The 17,949-nt window shown below is 68.0% G+C and carries 8 protein-coding genes; 3 read left to right on the forward strand and 5 right to left on the reverse strand.

Going from position 1 to position 17,949, the window contains the following annotated elements; translation table 11 throughout:
• Positions 1–399: 399 nt before the first annotated feature.
• From ACZ6R6_RS46125 to ACZ6R6_RS46135, 3 genes are all read right to left on the reverse strand, one after another.
• Entirely contained in the window at positions 400–765 is a 366-nt protein-coding gene (locus ACZ6R6_RS46125; RefSeq protein WP_470103529.1) for a hypothetical protein, read from the reverse strand.
• Positions 766–8,223 carry an RHS repeat-associated core domain-containing protein gene (locus ACZ6R6_RS46130; protein ID WP_470103531.1) on the reverse strand — a complete coding sequence of 2,486 codons (7,458 nt, stop codon included), beginning with the start codon at positions 8,221–8,223 and terminating at the stop codon, positions 766–768. It lies immediately after the preceding gene.
• Positions 8,224–9,034: 811 nt separating this feature from the next.
• On the reverse strand, positions 9,035–9,211 hold the full coding sequence (locus ACZ6R6_RS46135; protein ID WP_470103533.1) for a hypothetical protein: 177 nt from the start codon (positions 9,209–9,211) through the stop codon (positions 9,035–9,037).
• A 916-nt stretch (positions 9,212–10,127) separates the two neighbouring features.
• On the opposite strand from ACZ6R6_RS46135, the gene ACZ6R6_RS46140 reads away from it, so the two are divergent.
• A complete protein-coding gene (locus ACZ6R6_RS46140) occupies positions 10,128–13,691 on the forward strand; it encodes an AfsR/SARP family transcriptional regulator (RefSeq protein WP_470103535.1) in 3,564 nt (1,187 codons plus the stop codon).
• A gap of 151 nt (positions 13,692–13,842) precedes the next feature.
• Here the strand turns inward: ACZ6R6_RS46140 and ACZ6R6_RS46145 are convergent, their stop codons facing one another.
• Together ACZ6R6_RS46145 and ACZ6R6_RS46150 are read right to left on the reverse strand one after the other, a co-directional pair.
• The gene (locus ACZ6R6_RS46145; RefSeq protein WP_470103537.1) at positions 13,843–14,493 is read right to left on the reverse strand and encodes a response regulator; all 651 of its coding nucleotides are present in this window, start codon (positions 14,491–14,493) and stop codon (positions 13,843–13,845) included.
• Positions 14,486–16,576 carry a sensor histidine kinase gene (locus tag ACZ6R6_RS46150; RefSeq protein ID WP_470103538.1) on the reverse strand — a complete coding sequence of 697 codons (2,091 nt, stop codon included), beginning with the start codon at positions 16,574–16,576 and terminating at the stop codon, positions 14,486–14,488. The genes ACZ6R6_RS46145 and ACZ6R6_RS46150 overlap by 8 nt, the downstream gene beginning before the upstream one ends.
• A gap of 268 nt (positions 16,577–16,844) precedes the next feature.
• On the opposite strand from ACZ6R6_RS46150, the gene ACZ6R6_RS46155 reads away from it, so the two are divergent.
• Together ACZ6R6_RS46155 and ACZ6R6_RS46160 are read left to right on the forward strand one after the other, a co-directional pair.
• Positions 16,845–17,531 (forward strand): hypothetical protein, encoded by a 687-nt coding sequence (locus ACZ6R6_RS46155; protein WP_470103540.1) that lies wholly within the window; start codon positions 16,845–16,847, stop codon positions 17,529–17,531.
• Positions 17,532–17,746: 215 nt separating this feature from the next.
• On the forward strand, positions 17,747–17,941 hold the full coding sequence (locus tag ACZ6R6_RS46160; protein ID WP_470103541.1) for a hypothetical protein: 195 nt from the start codon (positions 17,747–17,749) through the stop codon (positions 17,939–17,941).
• Positions 17,942–17,949: the final 8 nt, after the last annotated feature.

Below are 17,949 nucleotides of genomic sequence, written 5' to 3' on the forward strand. Positions count from 1 at the left end.
GCGAACAGGAGCTTCGGCACCGCCTCACCGCCTGTCAACGACCCGCTGGGCCCTGATAGTACGGCTAATCTAGCCGCCCAAGAAGGAACGAAGCACTAGGAATTGCCTTGCGCGAACGTCTCAGCCGTGCGCAGCCGTACCGCCTCACTTCACGCCCGATCTTTGGCGGTCAACCCGTCACCTTCTGGATACCTCATAACTCCGACATACCGAATACACGGTCATCAAATACGCCCGATGATCCAATCCTCGAGCCGCAGTCTAGATATGTGCAATTGCTTTACGACTGGGGAATTTTCGGGAGTACCAACACCGTTCGATTCCATCATTTCTGGAGATTATAAATCTTGCATAAATGATATGATTTAATGCTACGGAGATTAAATCGTCGTCGTCGAGTCAAGAATCGTCTGAATCGATATTTCCCCTCACCTCGGGAATGAATATCGATATGTCCGAAAATGCAGATTCGACTGCATCTTGCATTTTGGGGTCGAGTGCCAATTCGCGGAGGCGCGGGATGACGCACACCAAGTCTAGATCACCATTTATCCTAGCTATGTGACCAAGGCAGATAATGGAAACTTTTCGCACATACTCGTTCTCGTGAGCGCTTAGCTCCAAGCATCTGTCTTGAACCCATCGCCAATCGTCATGATAAAAGGAGAGTGAGACCAGGAGTTCTCGAATGGCATTGACGTCGCCCGATTCTATGGCGAATGTCAACTTTTCCGGACTGCTCGGATGCACCTCGTGATACTTCATCTAAATAGGCTTTCCCTTGCGATTTACAATGCCCGCCTTCTGAAGGGCGTTTTTTTGCTTTTGGTCGAGCTCATTCCAACTACGCACGTGACCGTGCCATTCTCCCGTTTCCTCTCTGGTTGGATTGAAGACAACGTATTCTCCCGTGACGGGGTCGTAGGCTACTCTCGTTTGGCTGGTTACGCTCACAGATCGTTCAAGCGCCTCTTGGCCATAGGTCGGCGGCCCAGAGATGCGCCCCTGGGAATTCATGTTATGTTTTGGACTAGCTATATACTTTAGGCCGTATCCAGGTCTGACGTAACGCATCAAAGCCCTGAAGGCTTTTCCACCGAAAATACTGCCGCCGCTTGCAAAGGTGACGTTATGTTCGGCCGCGACCTCGGTGTGTGCACCCACCAGGTGGCCGTACCATTTCCCCCCACACTTTTGAGCCCCGATAGTTTGACATGTTTTGATGGCAAGAGCAAGCTCTTGTTGAACATTCCACCAGAAGGGCATCTTCTCCTTGTACACATACTTTTTATAAAGCTTATCCCATACCTTCTTAAACTCGTCTATATTTACATGTTCGGGAACAATGATAATTCCAGTTATACCGAGAGTGCGCTCTTTCGCGATTTGCTCTGCACTTTTTTTGCGCCACTTCTTGCCGTCCCAATAGTTTCCGACAAAAAATTGGCGACATTTTGCGCTAGCCCAATTGTCCACACACTCCTTTGGTGCGGGAGGCCCGCTGTCGGGAGCAGGGCCCATTGCCTTTCCGGCCAGCATGACTGCCAGGTTCAATATTTTTGACCATAGGCCAGCGCGCTCATCCTCGGTGGCGAATGGATCCCACAGCGCCATGAAGAGTTCTTGCTCCTCGGGACTGCCCTTCCAGAAGTCCTTCGGTAGTGGTGTGCCGATCGGTAGACATTCGCATGGTTGATCGGGCCAGGCATAGTACGGCTTTCCCGGGGTGACCTCCGGCGGGGTCCAGTCCCAGCTTCTGCCAGAGGTTTCGATGTAGTCGCCCCAGTTGAAGTCGGTGCTGGGCCATTGCCAGGTGGTTCCAGTTGTGCCTTCGCTGGGGGTGTCTCCAGTTCGGAGCGCGCTATACCCGCTAGCGTCGGCGTTGAACAGCGGGATGGAGGTGCCCCCAGTTCGGAGCGCGCTGTGTCCGCTGGGGTCGGCGTTGACCAGCGGGTTGGCGTTGGCGTAGGTGTAGCGGTTGGCCTGGACGGACGGGTCCGAGTTGAGGGTGGCGGTGTCGCGGGAGGCGAAGGCGCCGGTGCCGGGCTGGTACCAGCGGGCGTGCATGTTGACCTTGCCGGTGTCCGGGTCGGTGTACTCGCCCTGGTAGCCGAGGGCGCGCTGGGCGCCGGAGCGGTGGGTGACCTCACCGAAGGGGTCGTAGGCGGTCGAGTCGACCACGGCGGTGCCGGAGAAGGTGGCGACCATGTCCCCGTGCAGGTCGGTCATCGCGGCGAGGGCGGGGCCGCCGCCTTCTTGGAGGCTGAGCAGGCCGCCGAAGGCGTCGCGGCCATACTTGGCCTGGACGGCGCCGGCGGCGTCGGTGACGGCGGCGATGTCGTTGGTCAGGCCGGAGTAGACGAAGCGCTGCTGGTCGGCGCCCTTGGTCCGCGACATCATCCGGCCGAGCGCGTCGTAGCCGTAGGTGGTCTCGCCGTCGGAGATGAGCTGATCGAAGGCGTCGAAGGCCAGGTTCTTGGTAGTGCCGTCCTTGGTCTCGGTGGCCAGCGTGCCCCGTGGGGTGTAGGTGTAGTCGACGCCTGCGCCGGAGGTCAGCCGGTTGCGTTCGTCGTAGGTGAAGGTCTTGTTCCCGGCCTTGGTCCGGTTGCCGGAGTCGTCCCATGCGTAGGCAGTGGTGGCGCCGCCGGGGGCGGTCCAGGAGGTCAGGCGCCCCGAGCGGTCATAGCCGTAGACGTTGGCGCCCGCGCCCGCCGTTCCCGAGGTGGTCTTGGTGGTGAGGTTGTCGTCCTTGTCCCATCCGTAGACGATCTTCGACAGTTCGGCGCCGGTGCTGTTCTTCAGGGTGTGGGAGGTGAGCCGGTCGACGGCGTCGTAGGTGTAGGTCTGGGTGTTGACCGGGTTGGCCGAGGTCTGGCTGGTGAGCCGGTCGGCGTTGTCGTAGCCGTAGGTCCAGGTGCGCCCGGTGACCGGGTCGCCGGCGGTCTTGAGCCGGTTGGCGTCGTCGTAGGTGTAGTTGGCGGTGCCGGTGGCGTCGACGCGCTGGGTGGGGTTGCCGAGGGCGTCGTAGGCGTAGGCGGCGATCTGGTTGGTGGCTTTGGACACCGTGGTCAGCAGGCCCCGGTCGTTGTAGTCCAGGGTGTAGTCGCCGATCGCGGTCACCCTACCCGCCGGGTCGTAGGTGACGTTGCGCTCGGGGGTGGCCACCGAGGCGCCGGTGCCGGTCTGCTTAACCATCTGGTTCAGGTGGTCGAAGGTCCGGTCGATGCGCACCCCGCCCGGCTGCAACGTGGCGGTCGCGTTGCCCGCCGCGTCATAGAGGGTGGTCCAGGTCCGGTCGGCCACGGTGGGGTGGGCGGTGGTGGCCGGTTCGATGACGGATTCGGGAAGGCCCAGGGTGTTGTAGCTGGTCCAAGTGGCGTTGCCACGGCCATCGGTGAGGCGGGTGCGGGCGCCGGTGGCGTCGTAGCCGAACGTCGTGGTGATCGTCTTGTCGGCGGAGACCGGTTCGATCAGCGCGGTCATCCGGCCCAGCGCGTCGAACGTCCGCCGGGTGAGGTGGCCCTCACCGGAGGTGATGCTGGTCGGGTTGCCCGCCGGGTCGTAGCCGAAGCCGAGGGCGCGGACGACGGCTCCGGTGCTGTCGAGGTCCTTGGCGGCGATCTGCCGTCCGGCGAGGTCATATTCGGCCTCGGTGGCATTGCCCAGCGGATCGGTCACCTTGGCCGAGCGGCCGAGGAAGTCGTAGCCGATGGTGGATTTGTGGGTGAGCGGGTCGGTGACGGTGGTGACCTGCCCAGCGGCGTTGACCGTGAAGCTGGTGGTCTTGCTGCCCGGGCCCGGGGCGACGCTCCTGATGAGGTTGCCCGCGTTGTCGTAGGTCAGGGTGGTGGTGAACGCCGTGGCGGTGGGCTTGCGCTCGATCTGCGTTTGGGTGATCTTGCGGCCCAGGTCGTCATAGGTGGCTTCGCGTCGAGTACCTGCCGGGTCGATCACCGTAAGCTGCTCGCCGAGCAGGTCGAACTCCGACACCCATTGCCCACCTGACCCCGACGGACCAGGGTCGGTTACTCGGACGGGGTAACCTAGCGCGTCGTATTCGGTGGAGGTGACGTAGTTACGCTCGTCGGTGACACTGGTTCTGCGGCCCGCCGCGTCGTAGCCGAAGCTGACCTTCGGAATGAGCGCGCTTCCGCCCGGCGGAGTGTAGGGGGCTGCGGTGGCTGATGTCAGTCGGCCGGCCTTGTCGAACGCCGAGGTGACCGTCCGTCCTTCCGCGTCCACAGTGTGGGTCATCAGTCCGGTGTTGTCGTAGCCGTACTTCACCGTGGGCCGCCCGTCAGCGATGGATCCGGCCTTTTCGACCTTTACCTGCGGGGACTTCGACTCGATGACCTGGCCGATGATGTCGTAGCGCATGGTGGTGGCGAAGTCGGCGGCGCTGGCGCCGGAGGCGTTGCCACGAGGGTCGGTCGCCTCGATGAGCAGGCCGCGATCGTCGTAGCTCCAGGTGGAGATCAAGTCGTCGGCGCCATTCTCCACTGTCTGCCGGGTCACCTGGCCCAGGGAGTTGTAGGCGTACAGGGTGGATTCGGTCCGAGTGCTGCCCGCGCCGGTGAAGGTCTTCTTGGTGACGTTTCCGGCCGCGTCGTATTCGTAGGCACTCTTACGCTTGAGCGTTGTAGGGTCGAATGTGGTGGAGGTCGTCCGGCCGGCGGCGTCGTAGACGTAGTCGGTGGTGATGGCCTTGTCTCCGCCGGTGACCTGCTTGGTGAGGTGGCCGGCCGCGTCGTAGGTGTTGGCCTGCAACACCACATCCGCCGGGGTGGTGGAGCCGTTGAGCCGCACGTCGTCGGCGATCACCTGCGACAGCCGGTTGTCGGTGAAGTAGGTGTAGGAGGTCTTACGGCCCATCGCGTCGGCCTGGGTGGCCAGCCGACCCGCCGGGTCGTAGGAGCGTGACTCCAGCACCACGTCTTTCGCGGGTTGGGGCGCGACCGGACTGCCGGTCCAGTTTTTGATCGTCGTGGAGGCCGGCTCACCACGCTTGGTGTAGGCATAGGTGTAGACCGTGCCCATTGGATCGATCGTTGATACGGGAACGCCGGTATCGTTCCACGTGGAACGGACCACGCCCCCCTCGGGGCCGGTCACCGACTCCACCCTGCCGGCGGCGTCGTAGGTGTAGGTGGTCGTGCGCTCGGGGTCGCCGCCGGTCAGGTCTGCGAAGGTGTTGGTGAGCATGTTTCCGTCCACGTCGTAGACGTAGCGGGTCTGCGCAGTATGGATGACGCCGGTGACCTCGTTCTTCACACCTGGGCCAGTCTGAGTGAGCACCCGCCCAACTCCGTCGTAGGTGAATGTGGAGGTGATCCCGTCAGCGTTCGCCGTGGAAATCTCCTTGCGGGAGATCAGCCGACCCAGCGTGTCACGAGTGAATTTGATCGTCAGCCCGGATGGGCTGGTCTGCTCGGCCAGGTCACCGGCCGCGCTGTAGCGGTAGGTGCTCTCCTCGCCCTTGGCGTTCTTCTCCGACTTCACCAGGCCCGGCGGGGTGGTCCCGCCGCCGACGGCCGGTTCGGTGCCGTCGGTGTAGGTGGAGGTCGCCGACCGGCCGGCGGGGAAGTCCGGGGTGGCCGGGCTGGTCACCTTGGCCATGTCACCGCGTGCGGTGTACTCCCACGTCGTCGCGTAGGTGTTGTCGGTGGCACCGGCCGAGCGCGCGTCCCGACCAATGGTGATCTGGTCGTTGCGCGGGTCGAACTCGTCGGCGGTGTTGCGATAGTACGACCGCCAGGTGGTCTGACAGCTTCCCGCCGCCCGGCAGGTCTTGACCGCGGTGACGTTGCCGCGCGCGTCGTTGACCTGCTCGACGACGGTGTTGTTCGGGTCGGTGACCTTCGCCGGGAAGCCGCCGGTGTCGTATTCGTACGTGGTGGTCTTGCCGAGCTGGTCGGTCCGGCTGACCAGCCGGTCGCCGCGCCAGGCGTCGTGGACGTACTTCAGGGTGTTGGTGTTGGGGTCGGTCACGGTGACCGTCGACTTGCCGGTGGCCCGGTCGGTGGCCGGGGCGCCGATCTTCCAGGTGCCGCCGTGCTGGTCGGCGTGGGTGGTGATCCGCTCGGTGCCCGGGTCGTAGGTGTTGGTCGCCCAGATGCGCCCCGACGGCAGCGTGATCTTCGTGAGCTTGTGCGGCGCCCCGGCCCGCGCCGCGTAATGCGAGGCCACCTCGGATGCGGTCAGCGGCTTGCCGTAGACGGCGACCTCGTCGAGGAACCCGCGGAAGGGGAACTCCTGCGTGCCGGTCCCGGTCGGCAGTCCCGGCGCCGAGCCGCGCGTGACGATCCCGTTACCGAGGGCGGCGGATGGGCGCCAGAGGTCGGCCTGGCCGGTCATGGTGCCGATCTGCGCGCCGTCCAGGTACAGGATCTGGTCGGCTCCGGCGACGGTCAGCGCCACGTGGTGCCACTGGTCGTCGTTGACCGCGGCCGCCGACGCCATCGGGGAGGCCACCGCCTTGAACGCCCCGCGCAGCTTGCCGTCGGTGCCGACATACAGCATCGGCCCCTCCGGCACCGAGCCGTAGTTGGCCGAGGCCGCCAGCAGCACACCGGAGCCGGTGGTCTTGAACCACATCTCCATCGACACCTGATCGCCCAGATGCGCCAGCGCGTACTGCGGCAGGATCACCAACGAGTTGTTGAACTCCACCGCCGTGTCCGGGGTGCCGGCCAGCGCGCCCGGCTTGCCGTAGGCCACGCTGCTGCGGACGCTGCTGTATTCGGCGGTGCCCGCGCCCGAGCCCAGATCGGCCGCCGCCCACCCGGAGGCCTCCCCCAGCCGCCAGTAGCCGTACGGCTCGGCGTCCTGGACGACGCCCCGGTACTGCGAGCCGCTGTCATAGGCGTAGCGGGTGCAGTTGGGCGCGGTCACCGGCGCGCACACCGCCGTCAGCTTGTCGCCCTCGTAGTGGTAGGTCCACGTGACCTGGGAGCCGTCCACCGGGTCACCGGCCACGCTCGCCACGTGCGCGCCGTCCCAGGTGAACGTCAGCGACCGGCCACCGGGCGCGGTGACCTTCTCCAGCTTGCCGCCCGCGCCGTAGACGAGGTCCTGCGCGCGGCCGTGCGCGTCGGTCACCTTGACCAGCCGCCCCTGGGCGTCGAACACATACGAGGTGGCCGACTTGTCCATCAGCCGCCAGCCGCCGCCGGTCACCTCGGCCAGCGTGGCGTACATGCCCGGCGGCGGCTGGAAGCTGCCGTCGCCGTTGGCGGCGAACCGCACCCGCCGCCCGTCGGGGTAGGTCACCAACGCCGTCACCAGCGTCCCGTGTGCCTCCCGCACCAGCTTCATGTCCCAGCGGGTCGACCAGCCCGCGCCGAAGAGCCCGTCGGTGCGGGCGTCCATGCTGTTGTAGGAGCGCGTCACCGACAGCGGCGGACCGGCGGTGGCCACCGACAGATCCGTCGCCGAGGTGGTGTAGTTACCGGCCAGCTGGTGGAACTCCTGGCCGTTGCCGCCGCGCGCGGCCAGCTGCGAGCCGACCACCGGCTGGCGCACCCCGGTGGTGAAGGTCCCCGTCGAGGAGGTCGTGCTCAGGTTGTTGCCGGTGTCGGTGGCGGTCGCGGTCCACCAGTACTGCTTGCTCCAGACCAGCTTCCCGGCCGGTACCGTCCACGCCCCCGACCGGTAGTTGGTCACCTTGCCGGAGATGGTGCACGTCCCGGTCATCGCCGCGCTGTCGCAGACCTTGAAGGTGAAGCCGATCAGCACCGGAGAGGAGGAGTCGTTGCCGTGGCCCTGAGCCCGCAGCGTCGGCGTCCGCGACTCCACCAGCACCCCGTCGGGAGCGACACGATCCACCGACGGAGCCTGATGGAACGAGCACGACCCGATGCTCGACCACGACGTTCCTGTGCCCGGCGGTATCCCAACCTGGGGGTTGAAGCCGACCACCTTCCACAGCTCCATGCCGTAGCGGACCACGTCCCCATAGCCGTAGCTGTGCGTCGAGCTCCAGTAGGCATAGTCCTCACACCAAACCGCCGCGGCGGCAGCGGCACGGGGGGTTGCATCGGCCGCCCCCCGGCGCTCGGCCCGCTTCGCATCCGGTGCGGCCGACCCGCCGTCCTTGCCCGTGCCGGCCTGGGCGGCCTCTCCGGTGAAACGCTGCTCAATCGGCAGCGCCCCCTTGGCCGAGCGGGGATCCTGCTCAGGCCCCTTGGACACCTTCACCGCCGTCGCCGTGGCCGCGGAATCCACCAATGACGCCAGGCCCTCGGCCGAGCCGGTCAATTGTTTCGGCGAATCAGCACTGCCCTGAATCGATGTGACCGCCTGCACCGCGGCGGTCACCGGAAGCGCCTGGAACAACAGTAGCCCCGGCGTCATCACCGTGATGAGTGCCACCGTCAACGGGACCTTGCGGTCCGCCGAACGCGGCCACGACAAACTCCGGCGCATACGCCGTCACCCTCCGAACAAGTCAGCGAGGCAGCCGGAGCTCCCGCGTTTCCTCACCCCGCGCCAACGCCCAGGAGACCCTGGATCCGCTGTTCAGAGGGCGCCGTTCAATAAACGGTCAGAAGGTACACATCGATCACTTCGATTTACAAGATCTGCACGAGAATCAATAAGCCTTCTCATCGCCTGGTGGCGGTCCGCCGAGCACGGCATGATCGTGGGCACGGTGTTCACCTGATTCGGCGGCTGCCGGACTCCGGGTGACAAGTGCGGGAAATCGGCGGTTGCACACATGGCCACGGTCTGGATGCACTCGCTATCATCCGGTCGAGGGGATCGTCATACTCCGCTCTTCCGAGCGGAGTGAAAAAGGCCGACCTCCTTTCCTCGGCCGGCCTGGCCGCCGCCACTCTTGTCCGCCGCCGCCCCGCCGAATGACAACCTCTTGGAACGCGCTCCTCGTGACGAGCCAGAAATGGCAGATGCCCCGGATCCCCTCCGGCCGTGTGCGACTGCTCGTTTTTCAGCAGTTGCACACGGGTCATCAGAATATTTTTCTCCAGGTCTACCGGATATAAATCAGGCGGACTCCACAGAGCTACAAGCGCCGTCAGCCTTTCGCTCGCGTTCCGGGCCGCGCTGCTCTCCGTTCGAGATCGTCGGCGAACTCTGCCCAGGCGGCGGCGCTCTCCCTGGCCGCCTGGCGGACCAGCTCCATGCAGTGCTCGGGAACCGCGTCGACCAACTGTTCCCGGCTCGGCGTGAGTTCGGCACTCGCGCTGAGCATGCGGAGGAGAGACCGGCCCCGCTCCCTGGACCGGAGAGACGGATCCTTGATCAGAGTGTGCAACGGCGGAGTCCGGGGCAGGTCGCGTCCCCGTCCAGGCGGTGGGGTCGGGCGTGATCCTGACCCCGTCTCCGGAAGTGGAGCACCGGAAGCGGCGGGCTGCTTGTGAGGCGTCGGTCCGGGCCGCATATCGCCGGGCCGCGATGAGCCCGGTAGCGGACCTTCCCCGCGCCTGAGACGGTCGCGGACGTCCCGGACCGTGCCGGGTGAGATCCCCGCCTGCTTCGCGATCCGCCGGAGCGAGACATGCGGCTCTTTCGCGATCAGTTCAGCCGCGCGGATCCGGCCTGCGGAGCTGTCCAACGGGCGGACCCGGCCGTCGTTCCCCAACCGCGTCGCCGGCTGAGCGCTCCCGGAGAACGCGGCATGGCGGATGTTGCTCACTGTCCGGGCGGACAGTCCCGCGACCTTGGCGATCGCTCTGTCAGACCAGTGAGGGTGCGACCTGACGATCCGGCCGGCGGCCGCGGCGCGGTCGGCGGCGGACAGCGGCAGGCCGTGAGCGATGTTCTCTCTGACGGCGATCACGAAAGCATCGCGCTCGTCGCCGTCGAAGAATCGCACACGTACGCTCTTCTCCCCCCGCAACACCGCCGCCCGCAGCCGGTGCATTCCGTCCACGACCCGCATGGTGGGCCGGTGCACGATCACTGGGGGCAGCGCGGTCTCCAGGCTGGACAGCAGACGTACGTGCTGCAGGTCCTCCCCCATGTTCCGCGGGGTGTCCGCCGAGAGCAGCGAGCGGACAGGGACCGTCTCGATTCCTGAGAGCCTGGAGTCGTAGTCCTCGTCCAGTGCTCTCTCCCCGGCCCGGATCGTCTGTGACGAGGTGGTCGTTCCAGTCTGGTCAGCCAACGTGTTTTCCCATCCGACGAAGCCTTTTCGCTCCCGCTCCTGCACTGGGCCGGCCGATGAGTCCTTCTTGGACTTCCTTGGACTTCCTTGGACTTCCTTGGACTTCCTCGGACCTCGTCGGCCTGCCCTCCCCCCGTCCCACCGGGGCTCCCGCGCACCATGTCAGACCGCGCCCTCGAACTTGTCCTACCGATTGTCGCGATCTTGTCCTGCTTGGTCCGTTCCGGGAGAGCCCGGACATCTCACTCCGGAACGGGGCAAGGGAACAGATCAATTACGCTGGCAGTCGCCGCCTAGCACCGGTGTCCACGTTCAGGGTGGAGCTCCCTCAGGTTCATGGCTCCGGAGGAGGACAGCGTTGCAGTTCCGCGTACTGGGACCGGTAGAGCTGTGGCGCGATGGACATGCGATCACAGTCGTCGGCGAGAAACAACGGACACTGCTGGCGATGTTGGTCGTCAACGCCGGGCAGACCGTCTCCCAGGATCGGCTGCTGACCGCGTTGTGGGGGGCCGAGCATCCCGTCTCGGCTCGGAGGCGGCTGCACAACTACGTGTGGTCGCTACGCCGTCTGCTGAGCGACTCCGAAGCCCTGACGCGCATGCCCACCGGATACTGCCTGCGGCTCTCACCGGGTGATTCGGATCTCGAGGTGTTCCTCACCACCGCCAGGGAGGGGCGCCGCCTCTCGGCGGCGGGTGACGTCGAGCCGGCGGCGCAGCGGTTTCACCAAGCGCTGGCGTTGTGGCGGGGACCCGCCCTCACCGGCACCAGGGCCGAGTTGCAGGCTACGGAGGGAACCTCCCTGGACGAGCAGCGGCTGGCCGTTCTGGTCGAGCGGGTCTCGGCCGACCTGGCGCTGGGCCGCCATGCGGAGCTGATCGGCGAGCTGCGGCGGCTCACGACGGACCACCCCCTGCATGAACCGTTGCACGGACAGCTGATGCTCGCGCTGCACCGCGCCGGCAGGCAGGCCGAGACGCTGGCCGTCTTCCGCGACCTGCGCCAGGTGCTCGACAACGAGCTCGGCACCGAGCCGGGACCGGACCTTCAACGGCTGCACCAGCGCGTCCTGGCAGCCGACCCGGCACTTCACCTGGCCATGTCCGGCACCGTCCCGGCACCGGCCCAGACGGCGCCACACGCTACGGCCGGGTCCGTGGCGTCTCCCAACGGCCCGGCCCCTGCCGCCAAAGCAGCCGGATTGTGCCGGTTGCCGCGGGCCGTCGGTGACTTCACCAGCCGTGACGACGAGGTCGCGCGGCTGGTGCGGGGGGCGGCCGACGACACAGCCGCGACGGTGGTCATCGAGGCGATCGACGGAATGGCCGGAGTGGGCAAGACCGCCCTGGCCGTGCACGTGGCCCACCGGCTGGCTGCCCGCTTCCCCGACGGACAGCTCTACCTGGACCTGCACGGCCACACTCCCGGCCGCACGCCGGTCACGCCCATCGAGGCACTGTGGACCCTGCTGCGCGCGGTGGACATCCCTGCGGAGAGAATCCCCGATGACGTCGAGGAGGCCGCCGCCGTATGGCGGTCGGCGGCGGCCTGTCGCCGGCTGCTCATCGTGCTGGACAACGCCGCCACCGCCGAGCAGGTGCGCCCGCTGCTGCTGGGCCGGCCGGGCAGTCACATCATGATCACCAGCAGGCGGCGGCTGGTGGACCTGGAAGACGTCGCGGTGCTCTCGCTGGACGTGCTGTCACACGCCGAGGCCACAGCCTTGTTCACCCAGATCGTCGGCGCCGAGCGTGTCCTCCCGGAACAGCAAGCCGTCGACGACGTCGGCGCCCTCTGCGGCTACCTGCCGCTGGCCCTGCGGATCACCGCCACCCGGCTCCTTCACCGCCCCGCCTGGACGGTGAAGGACCTGGCCGCCCGGTTGGGCGACCAGCGGCGTAGGCTGCAGGAGCTCCGCGCCGGCGACCGCGATGTCGCCACCGCCTTCGCGGTGTCCTACGAGCAGCTGACCGCCGTCCAGCAGCGCGTGTTCCGGCTGCTCGGCCTGGTACCGGGAGACGACTTCGACGGTTACGCGGTCGCGGCGCTCACCGGCCTGGCCGTGCACGACGCCGAGCGGGGGCTGGAGGACCTGCTGGACGTCCATCTGCTGCAGCAGCACACCACCGGCCGCTACCGCTTCCATGATCTGCTGCGTGACTATGCCCAGCAGACCTGCCGGGCCGCCGATCCGGACACCGACCGCACCGGCGCAGCAGGCGGCCTGCGCGATTACTACCTGTCCACCGCGATCCTCGCCACGCAGTCCCTCGGCCACGACGAATCACCCCGCCGGCCCCGCCACGAGCCCGCCGCCATGGCGGAACCTCCTGCCGTCACGGCCCCTGATCAGGCAGCCGCCTGGCTGGAGGCCGAACGCGGCAACCTCGTGGCCGCCGTTCTCGCCTGCCAGGACGCGTGGGCCGTCGACATGTCCATGGCTCTGTGGCGGTCTCTCCACTTCGGTGCTCACTACAGCGATGCGCTGGCCATCTACAGCCATGCCCTGGACGTCGCCCAGCGGATCGGGGACCAGGACGCACAGATCCAAGCGCTGACCAATCTAGGCATCATCCACTGGCAGACGGCGCAGTATGAACAGGCCCTACGGCACCAGCGGCAGGCACTTACCATCGCCCGCCACATCGGCGACCGGGCCGCGCAGAACCGGGCGCTGAACATTCTGGGCATCGTCCACGCGGAGATAGGACAGTCCGAGCAGGCGAACGGCTATTTCGAGCAGGGACTCGCCCTGGCCCGCGACCTGAACGATCGTCGTCATCAGAGCTACATGCTGGTCAACCTGGGCATCAACTACGAGCGGTTAGGAGACTACGCGCGTGGCCTCCGCTACCAGCAGGAAGCCCTGACCATTCAACGCGAGATCGGTAACCGGACGGGTGAGGCCCGTACCCTGAACAATCTCGGTCACACCTACCGCCGGATGGGACGCCATGACCTTGCCGTGAGCCACTGTCAGCTGGCGCTCACCGTCGCCCGCCAGATCGGTAACCTGACGACGGAGACCACCGCCCTGAACAACCTCGGCGCTGTCTACGGAGCCCTGGGGCGCCACCAGGAAGCCCTCGACCATCACCGTCAGGCCCTCGCCCTTGGCCGTCAGACGGGCAACCTCGCCAACCAGGCCGGCACGTTGGCCGAACTCGGCAACCTCCACCTGCGACGGGGCCGCCATCAGGAAGCCCGTGACTGTCATCGGCAGGCCCTGACCGTGGCCGGTGAGACCGGCGACCCCGTCACGAAAATCATCGCGCTCAACGGTCTGGGCCGGGCCGCGTGCGCCGTGGGCGCCCCTGCCGAGGCCCTCGACCACCACGACCAGGCCCTGTCGCTGGCCGTCCGCATCAGTCATCCGTACGGCCAGGCACACGCTCATCTCGGCATCGGCGACGCCCTGCACCTCACCGGGCGCGTCGAGGCCGCCACCGAATCATGGCAGCGGGCTCTGAGCGTCTTCACCAAGCTCGGCGCCCCCGAGGGTGAGGACCTGAGAGCAAGGCTCGCTGCCAAGAACGGCGCCGGCATTCTTTCGAGTAGTTGACGCCCGCCACACCCGAGCAGTTGACGCCCGCCACACCGCCACAGGCCAGGTCCGTCCGCCGGGCGGCGGCGAGGCCGCGGGCCGTCTCACCGTGACGGCCTGGCCTGTGACGGCGAGGTGTGACGGCTGGGTGTGCGGCGACCGGCGGGGGTCAGCGGCCCAGGCCGGCGTCGCGGGCGCGGACGATGGCCTCCGCCCGGTCGGCGACGTGCAGCTTGGCGAAGATGTTGGAGACGTTGTTGCGCACGGTTTTCTGCGACAGGAACAGCGCCGACGCGATCTGGGCGTTCGGCCTGCCGGCCGCGACCAGCGACAGGATCTCTCGTTCGCGCGGCGTGAGCTGCGGGAACACCTCGTCGTCCGCCGGTGGCCCACCGGCGAAGAACTCCGCCACCCGGCGGGCGATCGCGGGGCCGAAGATGGCCTCGCCGTGGGCGACAGAGGTGATCGCGCGCCCGATCTCGGCCTGGTTCGCGCCCTTCAGCAGGTAGCCGCGGGCCCCGGCCCGCATCGCGGCGAACAGGGTGGCGTCCTCCTCCGACATCGTCAGCATGACCACCCCGATGTGCGGGCTGTCGGCGGCGACCCGCCGGGTCGCCTCGATCCCGTCCAGCTCCGGCATCCGGACATCCATCACCACCACGTCCGGCTGCAGCTCGGCGGCCCGCTCGACCGCCTCCAGCCCGGTGGCGGCGGTGCCCACCACCTCGATGCCGGGCATCGAGCCCAGCAGCGCCGCCAGGCCGTCGCGGTATACCGGGTGGTCATCGGCGAGGAGCACCCGGATCGGCTCGTCAGACACCTGTCATCTCCGTTACCTGTCCTACCTGTCCGACCTGTTCCAGCGGGAGCGTCGCGTGGACCAGCGTGCCACCGTCGGCGGGGCAGGTGACCTCGCAGCCGCCGCCGAGCTCGGCAGCCCGCTCCCGCAGCGAGAGCATCCCGACCCCGGCCGCGACGTCCGCGCCGATCCCCGCGCCGTCGTCGCGCACCATGACGTCGAGCACCCGCCCGTCCACGCGCAGGGTGATGTCACAGCGCGAGGCGCGCGCGTGCCGGGTCACGTTCGTCAGCGCCTCCGAAACGATCCGGTAGGCCGCCACCTCCACCGCCGCAGGCAGCGCACGGAGTGCCTCGTCACCGGTGACGGTGACCGTCAGGCCGCTCGGCCGCAAGCGGTCCGCCTGCTGTTCGATCGCCCGGAGCACGCCCAGTTCGTCGAGGGCCGGCGGGCGCAGGTCGTGCACGATCTGGCGGATGTCGGCCATCACCGTCGCGACCTCGGCGGCCGTCTGCTCAAGGATCCGGTCGGCCCCGTCGGGTGAGGTGCGGGCGAGGTTCCGGGCGGTCTCGATCCGCAACGCCACCGCGCCGAGACTCGGTCCCAGCCCGTCGTGCAGGTCGCGCCGGAGCCGGCGGCGTTCCTCCTCGCGGGCGACCACGAGCTGGGCACGGATGCGCTGCAGGTCGACGGTCAGCTCGGTGGCGCGGGCTGCCGCGGCCGCCTGCCGTACGAGGTCGCCGAGGAGCCGCTGGTCCCGTTCGGTCAGGTCGGTCCGGCACAGCACCAGCCGCCCCACCGTCTCACCGCGGTAGGCGACCGGCAGCGACACCGACGGTCCACGCGGCGAGCCGTGCTCGACCACCGAGCGTTCCCCTCCCGGGCGTTCGATCTCCACCCGGACATAGGACAGCCGGAACGCCTCGGCCAGCGTCCGCGCCACCGCGATCAGCTGCCCGTCCGGATCGACGGTCAGCTCGAGCCGCTCGGCCAGCGTCGAGACCGTCGCGTACGGATCGTCCCGCGACCCGCGCAGCAGCCGGCGGCCCGCCCGCAGCAGCCACGCCCGCATCGGCATGTAGACCACGGCGACGATCGCGATCGCGGCGAACGTGGCGCGCCGCTCGTCGAGTGCGCCGGCGGCGACGGTGAACACGGCGGCGTCGACCACGACCGCCAGCACGGCGAGCACGCCGTACAGGACCGTCGCCGACAGCAGCCGGTCGACGTCGTACAGCCGGTATTTGGTCACCGCGACCACCACGGCGGAGGAGGTCAGCGCGATCGCGACCGCGAGCAGGAGCGCGGGGACGTCCGGCGGCAGCACGAGCGGGAGCAGCAGCACGGACATGTCCACGAGCGCGGCCCACATCAGCCAGCGGATCTGCGCCCGCCGCTCGGCGTCGGCGCCGCGGTAACGGTGCACCATGACCGCGAACGGCACCACCAGGCTCACCACCACCCCGGCGTGGGCGACGTGCAGCGCGGGCTCCCAGATCTCGTACGGCAGGCCGACGCTGAACGGGTCGAGCGCCAGCCTGGCGATCTCGGGGGGCAGCGGGGCGTCTTCGTAGCGGACCAGCACCGCCATCGGCGCCAGCAGCCGCAGCACCGGCAGGAGCGCGGTCAGCGCGAGGCTGGCGGCCGACAGCCGGCGCCACGCCGTGGCCGCCGGCAGCCGTCCGTCCGGGAACAGCAGGATCAGCAGGGGCAGCCCGAGCAGCAGCGCCGCGCCGAACCGCGTGTAGAACCAGTAGGCGGCCGAGGCCCCCGGCGTGCCCGGCGACACGTAGCTCGCGTACGTCGCCCAGCCTGCGGTGAAGCCGTTCAGCAGCCACATCAGCCCGGAGAGGGTCAGCACCCAGGCGACCGGGTGCCGCGGCAGCCGCCACAGCAGCAGGAGACCGGGCAGCATCTGCGCGGCCCCGGCCAGCGCGGACGGCCAGCCGGGGTCGAGATCGGCGTTGTGCGCCACCTCCACTCCAGCGGCGCGGACGTCCAGCAGCACCGTGCCGGCGGCGATCGCGACCACGACGACGGCCAGTACGCCCGGCAGGCGAGCCCTGCGCGCTGCCGGCAGCCCGGCCGGTCCCACGTTCTCCACGACATGCATTGTCACCTGCCATGTGTCCTGCCTGTCCCGGGACCACCGTCCCGACCCGGGACGGGACGGCCGTCCCGGGACGGGAGCGGCCCCCCGGGGCGGAATCCGGGACCACCGGCCCTGCCCGCCCAGGTCCGCCGGCGCGGACTCTGGATCCGCACGCCGGACGCACCGCCTGACCCGGCGGCGCCCATGCCGCGCACACGAGGATTCCGCCCGCAGGAACTCCCGGAACTCACTGGAACTCGCAGGAAAGGGACCAGTCACAATGGACGCGCACCTCACCAACACACCGGCCAAGGCACGTACGGACGTCAGTCCTCCCGGCACCGCGCCGGCCGCGCGGCCTCCCGCGATCGTCCCCGGCACGGTCCGCCGCCTCGGACTAGTGCTGGCGGCCGGCACGCTCATCTGGGCGGTGAGCATCTTCCTGTTCGACCCCACGGCCGACGGGACGGAGGGGCGGATCGGCGACCTGGCCGGCCTGGCCTTCCAGCTCGGCCTGTTCGGCCTGCTCGCGGTGCAGATGCGGACCCGGGCGGGCGGGACGTCGCGCGTCTCCGCGGTGATGCTCAAGGTGGAGGTGGTGCTGCTCGCCCTGGCCTCCGCCTGGTCGCTGCTGCACGCGATCCTGCCGGAGGCGGCCGGCGACGGGGTGGCGCTGGCGGTGCTCGACGTCTTCTGGCCGCTGTCGATGCTGGGCATGTTCGTGATCAGCGTGAAGCTGGTGCTCGCCCGCAGGTGGCGAGGGCCGCTGCGGTGGTGGCCGCTGGTGGCGGAGAGCTGGGGCGTCGTGACGGTCCCCGTGTTCGCGCTGCTCGGCGAGGCCGCCTCACGGTGGGTCGGCGGCGGCCACCTGCTCGTCGGATACGCCGTGCTCGGGCTGCTGCTCGCCTGGCGCCCGGAACTGACCCTCGCCGGACAGGAGAGCCCCGCCGTACAGGACGGGAAGTGAGCCGCGCGGGGTGAGAGACAGACCCCTGCGGAGCGGGAGGTAACCGGTATGAGACGCGCGGCGAACAGCGGGCCGGCGGTCGCTCCGGGGTGATCGGTGGGTCGCCTCGGAGCAACCGACGGGCCACCCGGCCGACGGGCGTCCGAAATGGGGGCCGGTGCGCCCCGGGAACCGCCCGCGACCATTCGTGCCGCCCCGGATCAAGATGACGGCTCGTGCCGCCCCGGGTCAAGATGACGGCCGAGGAGAGGACCAGCTACCGCGGGCAGGCGCTGAACGCCGAGAAATCAGTGGCCTTCTACTGCGAGAGATTTGCCGACTTCATCGTGCAGATCAATCCCGACCGGCACAAGGCGTCCGATGACGTTCAGATTTTCGCGGGGCTGAGCTCGGCGTACGGCGACACGTGATGAACATG

It is taken from the genome of Streptosporangium sp. NPDC048886 (genome assembly GCF_055586905.1).

What these genes read in the sequence shown, in the direction of transcription:
- ACZ6R6_RS46125 (WP_470103529.1), bottom strand. Translation starts at nt 765, where the DNA reads ATGAAGTATCACGAGGTGCATCCGAGCAGTCCGGAAAAGTTGACATTC.
- ACZ6R6_RS46135 (WP_470103533.1), bottom strand. Translation starts at nt 9,211, where the DNA reads ATGCTCAGCGCGAGTGCCGAACTCACGCCGAGCCGGGAACAGTTGGTC.
- ACZ6R6_RS46155 (WP_470103540.1), top strand. Translation starts at nt 16,845, where the DNA reads ATGGACGCGCACCTCACCAACACACCGGCCAAGGCACGTACGGACGTC.